Raw genomic sequence first — 16,415 nt, forward strand, 5'->3', positions numbered from 1 at the left:
GAATTACAAATATAATAGGAAGGATAATTCTACTAAGAATATAGCAATTTCCATGTTGGAGAACTGAATATCAGCATGGGTCTGGCTCTCCTGCATTATTCCCGAATCATTGCTCAACTCCGGTCTACCTGATGCAGTGCCGGCCTGACTCGGAAGCTGTAGAGATAATTCAGAATTGTCTTACGTTTTACCCTTGAAAAAAGTATTCATAATTTTTGCAAAGAACGGTTTATTGCAAACTATTTTCATGATCAGCGGTCTCAAAGGCCGCAAAAGCAGCCACAACTCTACAATGAATTGATAACCCTGATTTCTACATTCAATGGATTTCCCTTTTCGCATAATCGTCGTTACGACAGCCAGCACATTTTCTTTCTCTATGGGACCTTCAATCCAGGTCTGGGCATCTCCGAGCATATAGTATGCACCTTTTTTTACATGATAGATTCTGTGTAAGACATGTGCATCATTTTCTCTTCTGTAAAGAACAATGTCTCCTCGTTTTAGTTGTCTGAGCGAAACTGCCTCGATGATTTATCTTCGCGGCTCCTTCCGGTATCGGAAAAACGACGCATATACAGCTCTGGCAAGATCACTTCGATGTGCGGATCTTAGACGGAGATGTCAGTGCATACCGCATGATCAATGGATGTCCCACTGTCTTTGGCTTACCCTGGTGCGGAACCTCAAGAGAATACATGAACGACAGCGCGCCGCTTACAGCCATAGTATTTTTAGAGCAAGCAGCGGAAAACAACATCGTAAAACTAGAAAAGGCCGAAGCAATGATGCGGCTGATCTCAAACAGTTTTTTACCATTTTGGAGTGAAAACTTAATGAACGCTGGATACTGCACAAGAACTATCAAACATCGTGGATATTTACCTTTTAAAATGCCGCCCGAACATTGAGGCTGTCAAAATTGTGCAACAAACAATTTGAATACATCCTCTACCGATATCTGACGTTTGTACCTGAAGGTATTAATCATTATCAGCTTCAGCACGGTTAATATACTCTTTGTGCAACCTTCAGGATGTTTCCGGTATTAGGAGAAACATAGTCAGTATCGCATCCTAGGCCAAAATAAAAGTCCCCATTCAGTTCCTCAAATGATCTGGCAAAGGTATCGGTATTGAATCTAAATACCTCATTCCAATTTTCAAGATCACTCGATTTGTAAATGATATTGGTATAATTTTTGGATGCGGTCTTGATAAAAGTTAAGACGTAAATTGAAGAATCTCTATTCAGAATATCTGCCGGAACCGCCGAAATCTCAGGGAAAATAATTTTTCTTGATTTATCCAACGAAATGGCAGCATACATCGAATTCGGCTTCCAATTCGAAGCGATCCTGTTTTGACAAATAAATACGAGCTGATTATGAAATACAATGTTCTTTTTGAGGTAGTAACCATACCGAAGGTCTATTCCAGGTGCAAAATATTTTGAGTAAAGTTGTATTTGCGCATTATCACCATCTATCTCCACAAATCTGGCGTAGTTCCCAGTGTTTCCCGCAAGCTCCGTTGGAGATAAAAAAAGCATTCTTCCTGCAGCATAGAGCTTTCCACCCAATTCAAATAACGATATTCCCCAATTTCCTGTAAACAGCCAGTTTGATGCATTGCCAGGGACTTGGCTTTGCCATGAAACCCCCATATCTTCTGATACTAAGACCTCTCCCCAACATGTTCTTGTTGTACCTGTTACCGTATAAAGTTTACCGTGATAATAAGCGATATCAAAAACATGAGCTGCCTGAGGAACCGTTCTGTATTTTATCCAGCTATTATTACTTCCTATAGCATAAATATTTCCAAAATTCCAGTCGTCTCTGGCGTCTATCCCTGGAATGAATAGCTTACCGTTAAGCACTTTGAATACGTTTATTTCTTCTTCATCCACAGTAAAATGCGTCACAAATTTGCTTGTTGCAGGGTCAAAATAAATAACTGGAATTGGGCCTGAGCTTGTATTAAAATCTCCATGCCCAAGATATATATGCCCGTTAAAGACTTGCATATCCCAAACATTTTTTGCAAAGGTTGATTTTGTGAACGGACTGCCCAATATTTGGACATTACTCGTAACATCCATAGGATAACCTTCCTTTTATATATTTATTACATTATATGGTATAATTTCTAGCTTGTTCTACATTGAGATGACTAACAAGTTGATTCTGCCAGTTACTGCATTTTTTTAAATGACAACTGCAAAGCTATGGCTAAGGGGTAGATGAAAAATATTTTATGAAAGGTTTTTAATAGCCGTAAAGTAATGTAATATTTTAAAGAGCCTGACAGAATGCCAGGCTCTTGTGTTATCTATAGGATCGGAGATTTGCTTGATGCGCTATGATATCGCGGGATTGATTATCGACTTTCAAACTAATTTAAAAAACATGCCCGAAGAATTTACGTCTTACGTATCTGAGTCTGATGGAGCTGCGGACTGCGAGGTGAATTTCCTGCAATGTTCCGAGCTATCCCCTTCTCAGGGAAGGTTTTTATATGAAGACGGTTTAAAATGGTATACTCACAGTGAAAATGAAGATGGGTTTTCCGTTTATCTTTCCACCCCGCTCTACCCTTTCGGGCCTGTCTGCAAATTAACGGCTGCAAAGGACTGGCGGCAGGTATCTATCGAATACATCAAGGATCTCTCCGACCAACAGCTTGCAGTTTTTAAGTTTTTCAGCAATATAGTGATCCGCAACCTGATTCTACTCCATCAAGGGATTATTCTCCATGCTTCCGCGACCAAGTGGCGGGACAAAGGAATTGCCTTTACCGCACCGGCCGGAACAGGAAAATCGACCCAAGCTCAGCTGTGGGAAACCTATAGGGGGGCTACTGTCATCAATGATGACAGCAGCCCGATATTGAAACGATCTGCGGAAAAAATCACCATCCACGGAACTCCCTGGTGTGGTTCGAGTCATAAACACCTGAATACAAGCGCCCCGTTAAATGCCATCATAGTCCTGGAGCAAAATGATAATAATAGCCTGCATCGACTCCAGGAACCGGAATTATCATCCTGCCTGCTGCCCCGTTTTCTTTTGCCTTACCATGACCGGCGTTTAATGGATCTGGCGCTCAGCCACATCGCCCGCATCATTGCTTCCACCCCTATTTACCTTTTACAATGCCGGCCGGACCAAGAAGCCGTCGAACTTGTGCATAAAGTTATTTTGAATGAATTGGACGCAGGATAATATTCAATATTTTAACAATAATTGGTATACGATCAATGATTTTTAGGATCAAGGGTCTAGCAGGACGCATTGCCATCCATATCTGGGATATAAACCGATATCCAAACGAATTGCATTCAATTGCTTTTCCGTTTCTGATCACTGAAATAGCAACTCCCAGAACATTATCTTCATTTATTGGACCTTCAATCCAGGTCTGAGCATCACCAAACATATAGTAATTATTTAGGTCAATATGATGGATCCGATGCAAGACATGGGTCCCATTTTGTCGGACATATAGGACAATATCACCTCGTCGAAGTTTCTTACCTGTGACATCCGCCAGAAGCACTTCGTCCCTTCGCCCTACAAGCAAAGGATACATACTTAACCCTTCAATAGGTAATTTCAGCAGATGCCCTTCAGCTAAAATAGGCAGCAACGCATTTGACCATACAATAGCCGGAATAAAATTTTGGTTTATTGTTTTTTCAGGCATTCCTTCACCAACTCTACTGATTCTTGGTTTGGCAGACAATTCAATAGATAACAACTAACTTTTTCTACAATTTTTTGAATCGTATTTAAGTATTGATCCATCAATCTTTGGTTCCAAGGCAAAAGAAAACATCTTGCGGTAAGCCGCAGAAATGCTTCCTGAAAATCAAGCTTAATAATACTGTTCTCTTGACACTGCTGAAGAAATACGATTGCCCCAAGAGGAACGCTGGCATTGATAAATTGACCTGATGTACCGCACCATGGAAGTCCATAGACTACTGGAGTATCTTTATTAATCCTACAGGCAGTAACATCCCCATCCAAAACCGGTGTTTGATACATTTGCTGCCATAAGAGGGTATGTGTAGTTTTTCCGGTATCTGAAGGCGCAGAGAACACAATTCCCTTATCCTGCCAGATAATGGTGCTGGAATGAATAATTAAACCATTTTTTTGTGCCAATGCTCCAACTAGTAAATCGCGTAAAGATGCTAAAATTCCATTTTTAACTTTTTGAATAATCTCTTCATTATTTGGATTATTATACTCCGAATTAATATATATTTTATACGCTGACCAATCCTTAGATGTTATGCTGTAAGCTTTTCTATCTCCGCTAATATTTAAGATATTTCCGTTTATTTCATATATTTTATTCTTAGGTGTTTCCATGATTAATTGAGCCCCTTCAACAGAAATATCCTGATGCCCCTGAAAAATAACCCGGCATTCGATATCGGGTTCTCCTTCTTTAGTTGTAAATAATTTAAAGTTTTCATGTATTGCCCAATCAGGAGCCAATATGTTTATTATTAAATCTCCAATAGAGAACTTTGGCATCATTTATCCCCTTATAATTTAAAAAAGACACACAATGTGTGCCTTTTTTTGTTATTAATTTATTTTTTGGGTCCTTTTTGTTCACCAAATGCTGCATAAGATGAACCAGTTGGAGTCCAATCCGAAACATTGTCAATGCAGCCTACACCAGCATTTCCCTTGTTACAATCAGCAAATACACTTTCAAACTGAGCATACTCCCTAGCATCAAGCATTGGCTTAGTATATTCTTTTTTCATATGAAACACCTCACAAAAAACATATAACTAAATTCAAACTATCATATAATCCAAATTCTGTCTAGTCCTATTTTAATTTTTTACGTCGTTTCGACCGCTCTTGTGCAATTTCACAAATGTATGATGAAATTTTGTCAAAAGAACCTGACTCTGATTGAAGAATTGCTGGACAGTTGGAGCATTGTCCATTTGCATATTCACACTTCATACATTCCTGTGGGAGTTTTATCTTCTCAAATAAAGTTGGCAACCGGTCCCAAGCAGATTGAAACCCCTCTTTAAAAGGTAATGTGTAGGGACTGGTGAACGAACCACATGGAAGCATCTTCCCATCCCAGGTAATCCAGTACATTGATTTTGCTGCAAGACAAGTAAGAATTTGAGGAGGAAGATGAAAATACTCTAGTGCATGAATATAATTATCAGTATCCATATTTTTTTCCAAAGCAAATTCTGTTTCACTATTTAGAGATCGATAATATTCCCCGTTCTCTTCAGCTAAATCAAATAACTGAGCTGGTGTTAGTCTGCAGTTTTCTGCATCGGAACAGGCTCCGCGCACAGCCTTATTCACTTTTGTATTAATAGCAAAGCGTTTGGTGTATCGGTTAGCTATCTTACGAAGGGCATTTAATTCATGCCGATTGTCCTTAATAAAAGTTGTACGAACTTCGAGAACCGTTGGGATATCTGCTAACATTTCCAGACCGCTTATTGTATTGTAAAATGCTTCCCTGTTGCCGCAAATAGACTGATATGTTTCAGGAGTAGCCCCGTACAATGTTACATTTGTCGCAGTAGGTGGATATTTCTTAAAAAGTTTAAGTATTTCACTATTGATAAGTGTTGCATTGGTATTTAACGTAATAATAAATCCCATCATGGTCAACGCTGAATATATCTCTGCAAAATCAGGGCGCAATAGTGGTTCCCCACCGGTAATCAATAGGTTTAGTGTTCCAGCTTGAATGGCTTCTTTTCCAAGGGTAATCCACTCATCAGCGGTCTTTTCCCTGCCGATAAGATCTATCTGCGCTTTATCCAAGCGTATATAGCACATTTTACACTTCAGATTACATCGAGCCGTTAATTCAAAAGTACCACCCAAAGGTACATGTCTTTGGGCAGCATATCCTGCCAGGGTCATTTCCGAGCTTTCCCACTTCCGGGCAATCTCGTTATTATTATTCTCCATATTTATTCCTCCAGCACTCCGCTTTCACGGGCACTCTGAATAAAATCATCCAGGTCCGCTTTGGCTGTGACCTCATCGATTTCATATTCATCCAAAATAGAAGCCAACAATTGATTGTAAGATATATCTTCGGTCAGACCCCGCCAAATAAAATTCCCTGTATCGTTAAGCGTCATGATCCCCTTGAATTCAATAACACGTTCCCCGACTGGAACGACAATATAACAATCGGCAATTTTTCTGACCAGATACCCTTCTTTGATTTTCATAATGCTTATCCTCTTCTCTATCATTGAATAGTAAAATTTCTTTATTTATATTTTTATAATTTATTGTATTATAACATAAGAATTATATCTGGAAATAGTTATTTAAAACAATGTCATAATGGTTCATCAAGACCCATAAACGATATATTTGAAAGGTAAAAAAGGGGTGGAAAAAATGAAAAAACTGACAGGCCTCTTAATTAATGATCGGATTGTTTTTTATTGCCGGTTGTGCCAATATTCCCAGCCCGGAATCAACGGTAACCTCCTTTATTGAGGCCGGCAAGAAGTTTGACTTAGCCCAAATGGCTTCGATGGTGGATCCAACAGACTCAAATAGTAAAACAAAAATTTTAGATCTCATAGGGGATGGAGAAGACAGTAAAAGCCAGTCTCAAAAATATTTTTTGGACTATTTCCAAGAAAACGCGGCGAAAATAACATACACTGTAAAGGAGCCGAAAATAGAAAATGATAAGGCTACCCTCACTGTTGATATAAAGTATATGAACGGCGAACCCCTTCTTAAGGCAGTGCTTCAGGATGTATTTACTGAAGCTTTTACTTCAGCCACCACAGGTGTTGAGATAAAGGACGAAGAAATAGAACAAATGCTGATGTCTGCCATGCAAAAACACAAGGCGACTATTCAAGAATCTTATGCGGAAAAATCTATCAATGTTCAATTAATCAAAGTTAATCGCCACTGGTATATCTCCCAACCGAATGATGAACTCTTAGATGTTTTTCTGTCTAATTTCATTTCGGTTACCAAGGAATTAAACAAAAATATCAATTCATCTTCCGATGGTGCCGGTCAGGGAACAAACAGCTTCATGGAACAGGCTAAAAAAGAGAACTTAACTATTATCCCCAAAGCTGTTGGCGATGAAATCATCCTTACCTCGATTAAACTCAGAGTAAATCATGTAGAAGAAAAACAAACAATCTCCTCTAAATATAGTTATGACAAAACCGCCAAAGAAGGCGCGAAGTTCGTGATCGTTAATGCTGACGTGACCAACACGAGTAACAAAGCATTCACCTTCCCGCCTAACTTAATTGTTGTCGATAATAAAAACCGAGAGTTTAAGACCTATGCCGACAGCACGAATACCATTGACAATTATCTGGATTACCGGGAACTATCTCAGGGCATTACAGAAAATGGGAATTGGGTATACGAATTACCGACAGACGCTGAAAGTTATAAGCTTTACGTCAAAAAATCAGGAACCAGAGAGCTTTATGAGATTTTATTGAAATAAGGTTGAATCAAGCCAAATTCTGACTTTAGCAAAAAGTGATTGCTTTTCTCTGGTATATACGATTTCTTAAGTTTTTTAGAGGCCCTCAGAAGGGCCTCATTTTTTTAGCTATACTGCGTTTGCGCCATACATACAGGTTGCTGAACGAGTCAGTTATTTGTCAGCCCATTAAATTTGGTTCGTAAACTGGATCTTTTGCGAAGTTTTAATTAGACATAGATGTCAAGCTGATATCCGCAAAAACATAATTCCTTCCACCGGCGTTGGTCGCGACCACAGATAGCGCATCATAGGACAAATGTTTAAGGGACAAAACGAATTCCCCTACAGCAGAAGCGCTATAATTTGTCGCTTCTGCAACAACGTCGCAGGCTTTAGCGCCATTTATATAAAATTCTGTAGGTGTATGCTTAAGGACAGCCTCATAAGTTGATATGTTGCCTGATGTATCCAGTAATTTTAAGGCCAACCGTATGGTGACGTTGACTGTCGTTGCAATTTGCCCCATAGAAAAGGTAACGACACTAAATGACAGCGGAACCGTTTCCTTGATTTCATTATTAGGCTCAAGGAATTTTAAAGGGTATCTTATCGTAGAGATACCTGGACTTTTATAAATGTTGTTTCGGAAAATTGCTCGTCCAGTTAAGCTCTGCATTTCCCATTTAACAGGAAAAATATTGTCTATACAAATAAACTTCTCAAACTCCAGATAGTTGATAGCGTTGGCATTGTTTGTGCCATAATTAGCAGGATAGAAGTTTGGTACATCAATATCATTATCTTTAACGATAAAGCTAGATCCTATGACTGACTCATAGGGAACGTTACCGACTCCGTAGTAAATTCTAAAACTATCTAATAATTGTAGCTGAAAGTATCCACGAGCAGCGTTATATCTCAAAGTATAGCTACTACCACTCACTAAAGCACCTGACGTTAATACTATTCCATCTGTTTTACGAATACTCACATCACCCAAAGTATTGACGTTGATGGTTGATGCTCCTGTATTAGAGGTATTGATTTTTACAGTAATAGTTAATCCGTCTGTGTAGGATGTAATTCCGTCGATGGTTACTGTGTACGCATTCGCTGATCCTGCTGAATTACCAAAACTTGACTCCGTATATAGACTTTTTATTTTATTATTTATAATGCTTCGGTATGGATAAAAGTTTACCCCGGTATAAATGATATAACCCTTAAGATAATCGCAGTAAATGTCGTTATCCTCAAATTTATAAGAGTATCTAGTATTCTGCTCACTCTCAAACCGCAATCTTGGAACACGGACCATATTATTTTTGTATTCCCACCGCGTTTGTCCTAATGAAAACGCCTCATCATCAGATGAACAGTCCATTATTGCAATATATCTATTAGTTATATTTGTATCGGCACACAAACGAGTTAAGAAATCTTGCTCAAGTATGAATTTGTTTCCTTTAGCAAATACGTTATAACAACCCTTGCACTTAAGCATATAACTGTTGTTGTCGTCTCTAACGATAGGATCGATATCTTTAGTGACATAAAACGCCATGTTATTTTTCCAAACATTATTTTTGTAAATAAAGGTATCTGCTTTGGTGTAACAGTCGTATAGCGCAGCCCCATAACCGCCTGGTGTTTGGTCAGATATTTTCATACCTTCGACATGATTATCCTCGTATATCACAAGATCAGCTTCGGCAATTGCAAATACATAATACGTATAATTTTGATTAAACATTCCCCAACAAGCGTCCGAATTCACAAGTTTGTTACGGCATATTTTAATGGATTTCCTGGAATTGTAGGTGTTTCGGTTTTTCATTTGGAATACAGTATGACCACACTCTGATAAGATATTATCTTCAATTGTGATACTTTCTATTGAAATTTGATTAATGATAAACAGACCGCAAGTGGTGTAGTTTGTGGGTTCATTTGGTGCATATACGTAGTAATCTGCCGGAAGATCATGAATTGTATTGTCAATAATCTCAGTTTCCCGCACCCACACTTGATACGTGTCCTGTGTGCCTGATTCGTTGCCTTTGATGTAAAAACAACAAAACAGCCCATAACCTGAAATATCACAGTTTCGCACCTTGAAGGAATTAACGTTCAAGGATAATTTTCCATCGGTACCATCACCACTGACGAGATACCCCAAGAAATTCAGAACGAATTTAACGCCCTCAAACCGAATATTAAGCCCTTCCGCGCCAATTTTAAAAGCGTGTCTAGTGTTGTTGGATGTCGTGACGGTGATTGTTTTGCCGGTGCCAATAAATTTGACATCCTGAAGCAGTAAACAGGAGTCTGATATATCAATTGTAAAATCTGAATCTACATAAATAATCGGATATACCCTTACAAGGTTTTTTAATTTAATCCAATTGGTTGCAGCTACCGCATCCATATACCATGAAGTTTTAGGGAAAGCATTATTAGTAATTAAAGAAAGGCTATTAAACCGCGACATAGCTTATTCCCTCCCCGTTGACAGAAGAATCAATATAAATTTGATTAGCGTTTGCTACAGGAAACGTATAACTTTCAAGCGCGGCTAATTCCACGCCATAAACCGAAGACGAAACGTCCGAACCGCCAGCATATATATAACTCGTGTTTAAACGCTTGGCTATTATTGTTACTTCGTGGCAATCTATATCAGGTAATTGCACTCTTGTCCCTGCCGTAGTTACATTTTGAACTGCTCCCGTAATATTCGCTAAACTCCCAACTATCGAAACCCCATTATTTCCAGAGTCTATTCCGACTTTCCCAATTATATTTGACCCCGTTGGAAGTGAATCAGTTACCATAACTGGCATAGGATTAAGGTACCAAGATGAACCGTCAAAAATGAATACTTTCTTTGTATCAAGTTCGATAAATTTTGAGCCTGTTGCAACGTTAGTAGGTTTTGTGTCAGAAGATAACCCTAGAAATTCCCTGGTAATCTGTGTGATTGACATTTGAATTTACGCCTCTCTTTCTTTTTTAAAGTTAGAAAATGGTACTTTTTTTATGTTTGAACTTCCAATAAGATAATCGCCTCCTTGTTTTTTTGTGACGACTATAGGTTAAGTATAATTTCTTCAGCCTTAAATAATCGGCAAAAATTCGGCAAAAATTCGGAAATATTTAAGCCCCCTAATGATAGAGGGCATTTGGTTCGCAAACTGGTCTTTGCTGGTTTTCTAATGATCATAGGAATTATGAAGCAAATAATACAGGTAATAGAATTTTTTCCCTTCATCAGACCGCAAAGGCTGCCTTTATTTATTTCCTTAAATAATCGTAGAATCCCCAAGCGCTTGGGGAATAAATTAGTAATTTTTATTCCACAACGTATCCCTCGTCCACTGAATCAGAGACTCATAGACATTATTCTTATAAGCGACAAAGGTATCCGGATCATCCGTACCGATCTGCTCCAGCTCCCACTTCAGTTCCTTGAAGGTTCTGTCCAGGTTCTCGTAGAGAAAAGCGATTTTATTGGACTTCGCTTTGACAGAAGCGCTGTCGAGGTCCTTTCTCAGCCGGTCGACGAAGTCGTAAGATGTGCTTTTTTTGAGCGAATCAAGCTCATTCTGTTGCTTACCGCTCTTCTTCTCGAGCTCGATATTGGCATTATACAACTCTTGCGCATTCTTGCTCAGATTGGTATTCTCCTTGGTCAGCCGTTCGTTCTTCTGCTTTTCGTCATCCAGGGCTTGCCAGAGTTCCACTTTCTCCTCGAGGGCCTTATTCTTTTCCTGCTCTGCCTGGGCCCGTTCATCAACCGCCTTTTGCAATTCACGGGTAGACATGTCTACAATATCAATTTCCGCAATGAACGCTTTCCGTTCCTCCTCCGGGACGCCTAAGAGGATGTATGCCTGCGTATAGCTCAGATTTGGAATTTCCTGCGGTTGTTCGCCGACGCTCTGGGCGAGGGGCTGCTTGTCGCCGTAAGCTTGGTAGAGACGCATCATTTTTTCGGCCGTGCTCTGGGAGTAGTTGACCGACTCCTTCAGCCATTTGCCCCATCCCCCATAGGGGATCAGCTTCTTGGCCTCCGTCAGCCGCCGCCCGATCTCGATGGTATTGGTAAGCACGATATGATTGGTCTGGTATTTAATCAGGTTAATCTCAGCCGCGATTAAATGCGGCGTACGTTCTATCATCACATCGTTCATGTCTATCAAATGGCTCATGACAGCTTCAGGTCCTCGCTTTCAGTTTTTCCTCACTTACAGAATATGAGGACAGGCTTACAAATGTGAAAAACCTCCTATAACGGGGTTGTCCAAGAATCTGAGGCGCCTCAGATTCTTGGACAACCCCGGCCGGCGGCTGATATTAAGGGTAGCGCAGAAGTGTCACTTTTATAATATATGCCTCCGGGGGTAACCGCCGGATAAACTTCACCATAAACTATATCAGACAAGCCGTACAAGCCCGGCCTGTCAATCCGGAGGAAAGGAGCTGAGGACAATGGCAGCGATAGCGGTTTCTTTAAATTCGATACTTGCTGCGCGCTACCAAACCGGGGGGACTACACCCGCCGGCGACCCGGAGATCAAGAAGAAAAGTATTAATTATGTGAAGCCTGATGCCGCGGCGCAGGACCTCTTCGATGTGATAACAGCCTTATACAGCCTGAGCCAGAATCCGGTAGCGAATGTGCTGCTGCAGAAGAATTACGAATTGATTAACGAAGAATAAACACGCAAAATCTGTGGGAAAGGTGGTGAAAGCATGGCTATTGTAAACAATAAATTCGTCAGATTAACTTTCCTGACCGCCGGCGGTAAAACATTTGCCATCACGGTGCCCAATCCAAGGGCAGATATGACTAAGGCTGAGGCTGAGGCCGTAATGGATATGATCATTGCCCGCAATATTTTTAATACGCTCAGCGGTGAGCTTAGCTTAAAGCGAGATATCAGGGTGTTTGACAACACCACCAACGATTTATACGATCCGCCGGTTTAAGCGCTAAAATAGGAGCTAGCAAAAATACTGAAGACCTGTGAGCCAAAACGGAGTGAATTATCACTGCGATAAGCGAAGGGCTGGGGATACCAGCCCCTCCTCATCAAACTTATCCCGCCTTTTGGTTTATTCAAGTTAATACTAATTGTAAAATTTTTTTATATACTGCATCACTTCCGGGTCAATCATTAATAGCATGGAGCTTTAAAATGATCCGCCAAAATAATTACTAAACATTTGGAAAAATATTACGATATATTAGTTACAGCTTGTTTTTTCGTTTCGAACAGTTTTTTATTAGGAGATTAGGAGCATGAAACCGGATCAGGAATGGTTAAAAACGACGTTAGAATCGATCAGTGACGCTGTCATCTTGACGGATATACAAGGCAATATACGATTATTAAGCCAAAAGGCCGAACTGCTCACCGGCTGGAAGAACGAAGAAGCGCTTCACAAACCGCTGACTGAAGTATTTCAGCTTTTGAACGCAGCTACTAATGAAGAGCTTGGTGGCAGCATGCTGAACGTGCTTGAGACTGGCAAGAAAGTTGAATTTACCAAAAATGCTGTTTTGCTCTCCAAAAGTGGCGAAAAGCGTCCGGTCAGGAGTAAGGCAAAACCGGTGAAAGACGAGGACAAGCACATCCAAGGCATTGTGCTTGTCTTTAAAGAACTCGTCAGAAAAAACAAAAAACTGGGTAAAGCCGAATTTCTAAGTTTCCACGATCCGCTTACCGGATTATACAACCGCAGGTTTTTTGAGGAAGAATTCAAGCGACTGAATACTGAAAGAAATCTGCCAATATCTCTGGCCCTCATTGACATCGATTACCTGGACGACATAAAAAAAGACCTCGGCCATGCTGAAGGAAATCTTATCATCAAAAAGATCGCTGAAATCATTAAACAAGAATGCCGTGTTGACGATATCATCGCCCGGATCAGCGAAAGCGAATTTATGATATTACTGCCGAAAACCAACTCCAAACAGGCCGATATTCTTGTGAACCGGATCAATGACTTGGTTGATAAGGAAAAATTAGACGCCCTGAGCCTTCCCTTATCTTCCGGCTGTGAACCAACAACGAAGAAAGAAAATGAAATTGCCTTCATCTATAAAGAAGCTGCAGAAAAAACTCCTCCGCTTAAAAGTACAGCTAAAAACAAACCGAGCAATGCTCTGATCGAAATCATTATGGAAACGTTATTCCATAAGAACGATATGGAAGAAAAAGAGTCCGCCCAAGTAAGTAAGTTTTGTGCCGAAATCGGTCAAACCCTGGAATTGAGTGAGAAAAACATTGAAAATCTTGAGATGATCGGACTCATCAGAAACATTGGCAAGGTCAGCCTTGACAGCAGGATTCTTCACAAACCGGACAAGCTGACTGATTCCGAGATGGCGGAAATGAAGCGTCATCCGGAACTCGGCCATGAAATCCTCAGCACAATGAATGAGTATGCGCATCTCTCGGATTACGTCCTTTCCCATCATGAACGATGGGACGGGAAGGGATACCCCAAGGGACTGAAAGGTGAGGAAATCCCATTGGAAGCCCGGATTGTGGCGATTGCTGATGCTTACAATGCGATGATCAGCAGCCGTCCATACCGAAAAGCCTTGGACGTGGAAACCGCTGCTGAAGAAATCCTAAAAAATGCTGGAACCCAATTTGATCCCCATCTGGCCAAAGTATTTGTCGAGAAGGTGCTTGGGAAAAAACATATTAAATAGGTATCTGAATATCTATTTGAAACAGGATGGGTTTGGGATCGATGAAAAAATTTTTAGAAGCCCACTGGACTTGGTAGCCAGTGATATCATTGACATGTAAATATATAATAGAAATATATTAAAAATCATTAAAGATTTCGATTAAAGGATAACGCTATGAAAAGAATAACGAACCGGATTAAAGCCCTTGATTTTGCGCGGGCTCTTTCCGTACTGCTTTTGTTCCTAACCTTTGTTCCGGAAGGTCCTCTCTATGGGGCCTATATTGTGCATGCTCCGTGGTTTGGTTATACCGTCATTGACTTTGCTTTTCCAGCCTTTGTGACACTTTCCGGAACCAGCATGGCGATTGCCTACCGCAAGCATGTGGCCTGGGTACGATTAATCAGAAGGTTTTTTGTGCTGATTATCATTGGCCTGATTTTTAATTCCCTGGTATCCTGGGAATTTCATCTTTCCGAGCTTCGCTTTACCGGAGTGCTTCAGGTTCTTGCTTTTACCGGAATTATGACAATCCTGATAACCAGAGTATCCGGGAAATGGTTCTGGCCGTTCACTGCCGGACTACTTATTCTGGCTGCCTATCTTGGCATTCTCTTATATACAAGCCAGTCTTTTCCGGGCAGTTTGCCCTCACCGGACCATAATTTATCCGGAATGATTGATCCGTTTATTTTCACAAAGAGCCATCTTTATGTTCACGGCGATGCCGGATATGATCCGGAAGGAATATGTACGCTTTTTTCCGCAATTGCCAGCACGCTTTTCGGTTATACGGCAGGTTTGTTTTTGAACAATAAAAACATTGGCCGAAATTTCTTGAAAATCCTGGCTCTGGCTGCTGTTCTTCTGCTGCTTACCCCGCTGCTGTCCAACTTTATCCCAATAGGTAAACGACTCTGGACGCCGTCCTTTGTGACGCTGTCATCCGGTGCCACCATTCTTGTTTTGGCCTTTGCCCACTTGATCTGGGACTCGCAGATCCCGGTTATTAGGAAGCTCATGGCACCTTTCTACTGGCTGTTTGAGGCGATCGGCCGCAATGCGATCCTGCTGTATTTTGGTTCTTCGATGGTATTCTCGGTTATGCATCATATGATCCTGAAAATGAATGGAAATACTCTCTCGGTTTTTGAATTTTCTTATAACTGGGTGAAATTCTGGAGTAGCAACCCTCAGCTTGGCTTTATTGCGATTTATACTGGGCTCTGGGTCCTGCTAGCTGTCTTGCTGCACTGGCGTAAGCTTTATCTTACGGTGTGACTAATCCCTGCTTAACCGGTTTTGTATTTAAGGAAGCTTAATCAGATCACCATTTAACAGGAATAATGACCTTATTCAGATCGCTTCCGTCCTTCATGCTGGACTCGAATACTTCGAGCTGACCGCTTCCTGCTGCCAACGGCTTAAATGTCAGCGAGGCTTCGAAATCGCCTCGGCCTGGCGCCCCTGCTGCAGCCATTGTGTTACCTTCTGCCAGAATATTACCTTGTGCATCCCTTAAGCGGTAGCTTACGACAGCTTCGAAGACCCGGGCATTGCCGGTGATCTTCAGTGGGCTCGTTATGGTTTGGCCGTCGACAGGAGCCGTAACCCAGATCGCCGGTTCATAGACCGAGCTGAGATCCCTGGCAAAGGGTTGCTCAGAAAGACCGACGTGGCCCCACCAGTCCATGCCGTTTTCAGCCTTGCCGTTCACGATGAACTGAACTTTTTTAATAGTCGGAAACTCCGTCAGTGTATTGACAATGCTGGCAATTCCAAGTGTTTCGCCGCTGGCACCAACGTTCGCATGCAGCACCTCTTCGGAAAAATCAATGGTTGCCAAACCGTTCTCGATATTAACTTCCAAAATTTTCGTGTTGGCGGGAAGTACCTTAAATGCGCCTGTCGTTACTGGGATACCGTTAATTAGCTCCTCGAGAGCTGCCCGGGCAACACCTGTGCTTTTCGGGATCTCATGCACCTCTCTGACCAGGTACATTTCATTATTACTATCCTTCAGATAATAGACCGCTACTTTCATCGTTTCAACAGCAGGGGGTTCAGGCTCAGGCGAAGGCTCCGGAGTTGGTTCTGTCTGGGACTGACACCCTGCCAGACTCACTAAAGCCAAAAACATGAATGAAACGAAAAGATTCCTGATCACTTTCATCGCGTATTTGCCTCCTTGTCGTTATTCT

The 16,415-nt window shown here is 41.1% G+C and carries 18 protein-coding genes; 7 read left to right on the forward strand and 11 right to left on the reverse strand.

Features of this window, described 5'->3' with window-relative positions:
- Nucleotides 1–180 precede the first annotated feature (180 nt).
- A complete protein-coding gene (locus AAH944_RS09395; protein ID WP_415534619.1) occupies nt 181–417 on the reverse strand; it encodes a hypothetical protein in 237 nt (78 codons plus the stop codon).
- A 281-nt stretch (nt 418–698) separates the two neighbouring features.
- Here AAH944_RS09395 and AAH944_RS09400 point away from each other — a divergent pair, with 281 nt between their 5' ends.
- On the forward strand, nt 699–911 hold the full coding sequence (locus AAH944_RS09400; RefSeq protein WP_415534621.1) for a hypothetical protein: 213 nt from the start codon (nt 699–701) through the stop codon (nt 909–911).
- Nucleotides 912–1,008: 97 nt separating this feature from the next.
- On the opposite strand, the gene AAH944_RS09405 is transcribed toward AAH944_RS09400, so the two are convergent.
- Nucleotides 1,009–2,103: a hypothetical protein gene (locus AAH944_RS09405; protein WP_415534623.1), complete on the reverse strand. Its 1,095-nt coding sequence runs from the start codon at nt 2,101–2,103 to the stop codon at nt 1,009–1,011.
- 253 nt (nt 2,104–2,356) lie between these two features.
- On the opposite strand from AAH944_RS09405, the gene AAH944_RS09410 reads away from it, so the two are divergent.
- Nucleotides 2,357–3,226, forward strand: coding sequence for a hypothetical protein (locus AAH944_RS09410; protein ID WP_415534625.1), 870 nt, complete (start codon nt 2,357–2,359; stop codon nt 3,224–3,226).
- Here the strand turns inward: AAH944_RS09410 and AAH944_RS09415 are convergent.
- From AAH944_RS09415 to AAH944_RS09435, 5 genes are all read right to left on the reverse strand, one after another.
- On the reverse strand, nt 3,198–3,707 hold the full coding sequence (locus AAH944_RS09415; protein ID WP_415534627.1) for a S26 family signal peptidase: 510 nt from the start codon (nt 3,705–3,707) through the stop codon (nt 3,198–3,200). The genes AAH944_RS09410 and AAH944_RS09415 overlap by 29 nt on opposite strands.
- The gene (locus tag AAH944_RS09420; RefSeq protein ID WP_415534629.1) at nt 3,689–4,549 is read right to left on the reverse strand and encodes a hypothetical protein; all 861 of its coding nucleotides are present in this window, start codon (nt 4,547–4,549) and stop codon (nt 3,689–3,691) included. Before AAH944_RS09420 ends, AAH944_RS09415 begins: the two co-directional genes overlap by 19 nt.
- A 59-nt stretch (nt 4,550–4,608) precedes the next feature.
- Nucleotides 4,609–4,788, reverse strand: coding sequence for a hypothetical protein (locus AAH944_RS09425; protein WP_415534630.1), 180 nt, complete (start codon nt 4,786–4,788; stop codon nt 4,609–4,611).
- Nucleotides 4,789–4,855: 67 nt separating this feature from the next.
- Nucleotides 4,856–5,983 (reverse strand): radical SAM protein, encoded by a 1,128-nt coding sequence (locus AAH944_RS09430; protein ID WP_415534632.1) that lies wholly within the window; start codon nt 5,981–5,983, stop codon nt 4,856–4,858.
- A gap of 2 nt (nt 5,984–5,985) precedes the next feature.
- Entirely contained in the window at nt 5,986–6,252 is a 267-nt protein-coding gene (locus AAH944_RS09435; protein WP_415534634.1) for a PqqD family protein, read from the reverse strand.
- Nucleotides 6,253–6,455: 203 nt separating this feature from the next.
- Here AAH944_RS09435 and AAH944_RS09440 point away from each other — a divergent pair, with 203 nt between their 5' ends.
- The gene (locus AAH944_RS09440) at nt 6,456–7,520 is read left to right on the forward strand and encodes a DUF4352 domain-containing protein (RefSeq protein ID WP_415534636.1); all 1,065 of its coding nucleotides are present in this window, start codon (nt 6,456–6,458) and stop codon (nt 7,518–7,520) included.
- 205 nt (nt 7,521–7,725) lie between these two features.
- On the opposite strand, the gene AAH944_RS09445 is transcribed toward AAH944_RS09440, so the two are convergent.
- The 3 genes from AAH944_RS09445 to AAH944_RS09455 form a co-directional block, all read right to left on the reverse strand.
- Entirely contained in the window at nt 7,726–9,993 is a 2,268-nt protein-coding gene (locus AAH944_RS09445) for a hypothetical protein (protein ID WP_415534638.1), read from the reverse strand.
- The gene (locus AAH944_RS09450; RefSeq protein ID WP_415534640.1) at nt 9,980–10,489 is read right to left on the reverse strand and encodes a hypothetical protein; all 510 of its coding nucleotides are present in this window, start codon (nt 10,487–10,489) and stop codon (nt 9,980–9,982) included. The genes AAH944_RS09445 and AAH944_RS09450 overlap by 14 nt, the downstream gene beginning before the upstream one ends.
- A 354-nt stretch (nt 10,490–10,843) precedes the next feature.
- Nucleotides 10,844–11,695 (reverse strand): DUF3102 domain-containing protein, encoded by an 852-nt coding sequence (locus AAH944_RS09455; RefSeq protein ID WP_415534642.1) that lies wholly within the window; start codon nt 11,693–11,695, stop codon nt 10,844–10,846.
- A 298-nt stretch (nt 11,696–11,993) separates the two neighbouring features.
- On the opposite strand from AAH944_RS09455, the gene AAH944_RS09460 reads away from it, so the two are divergent.
- From AAH944_RS09460 to AAH944_RS09475, 4 genes are all read left to right on the forward strand, one after another.
- A complete protein-coding gene (locus AAH944_RS09460) occupies nt 11,994–12,224 on the forward strand; it encodes a DUF1659 domain-containing protein (protein ID WP_415534644.1) in 231 nt (76 codons plus the stop codon).
- Nucleotides 12,225–12,257: 33 nt separating this feature from the next.
- The gene (locus AAH944_RS09465; protein ID WP_415534646.1) at nt 12,258–12,494 is read left to right on the forward strand and encodes a DUF2922 domain-containing protein; all 237 of its coding nucleotides are present in this window, start codon (nt 12,258–12,260) and stop codon (nt 12,492–12,494) included.
- Between the two features lie 313 nt (nt 12,495–12,807).
- A complete protein-coding gene (locus AAH944_RS09470; protein WP_415534648.1) occupies nt 12,808–14,232 on the forward strand; it encodes an HD domain-containing phosphohydrolase in 1,425 nt (474 codons plus the stop codon).
- Between the two features lie 156 nt (nt 14,233–14,388).
- Entirely contained in the window at nt 14,389–15,495 is a 1,107-nt protein-coding gene (locus AAH944_RS09475) for a heparan-alpha-glucosaminide N-acetyltransferase domain-containing protein (RefSeq protein WP_415534650.1), read from the forward strand.
- A gap of 46 nt (nt 15,496–15,541) precedes the next feature.
- On the opposite strand, the gene AAH944_RS09480 is transcribed toward AAH944_RS09475, so the two are convergent.
- Nucleotides 15,542–16,387: a Gmad2 immunoglobulin-like domain-containing protein gene (locus AAH944_RS09480; RefSeq protein WP_415534652.1), complete on the reverse strand. Its 846-nt coding sequence runs from the start codon at nt 16,385–16,387 to the stop codon at nt 15,542–15,544.
- Between the last annotated feature and the right edge of the window lie 28 nt (nt 16,388–16,415).

The sequence above is a fragment of the Dehalobacter sp. CP genome (assembly GCF_047652685.1).
Classification (GTDB): Bacteria; Bacillota; Desulfitobacteriia; order Desulfitobacteriales; family Syntrophobotulaceae; genus Dehalobacter.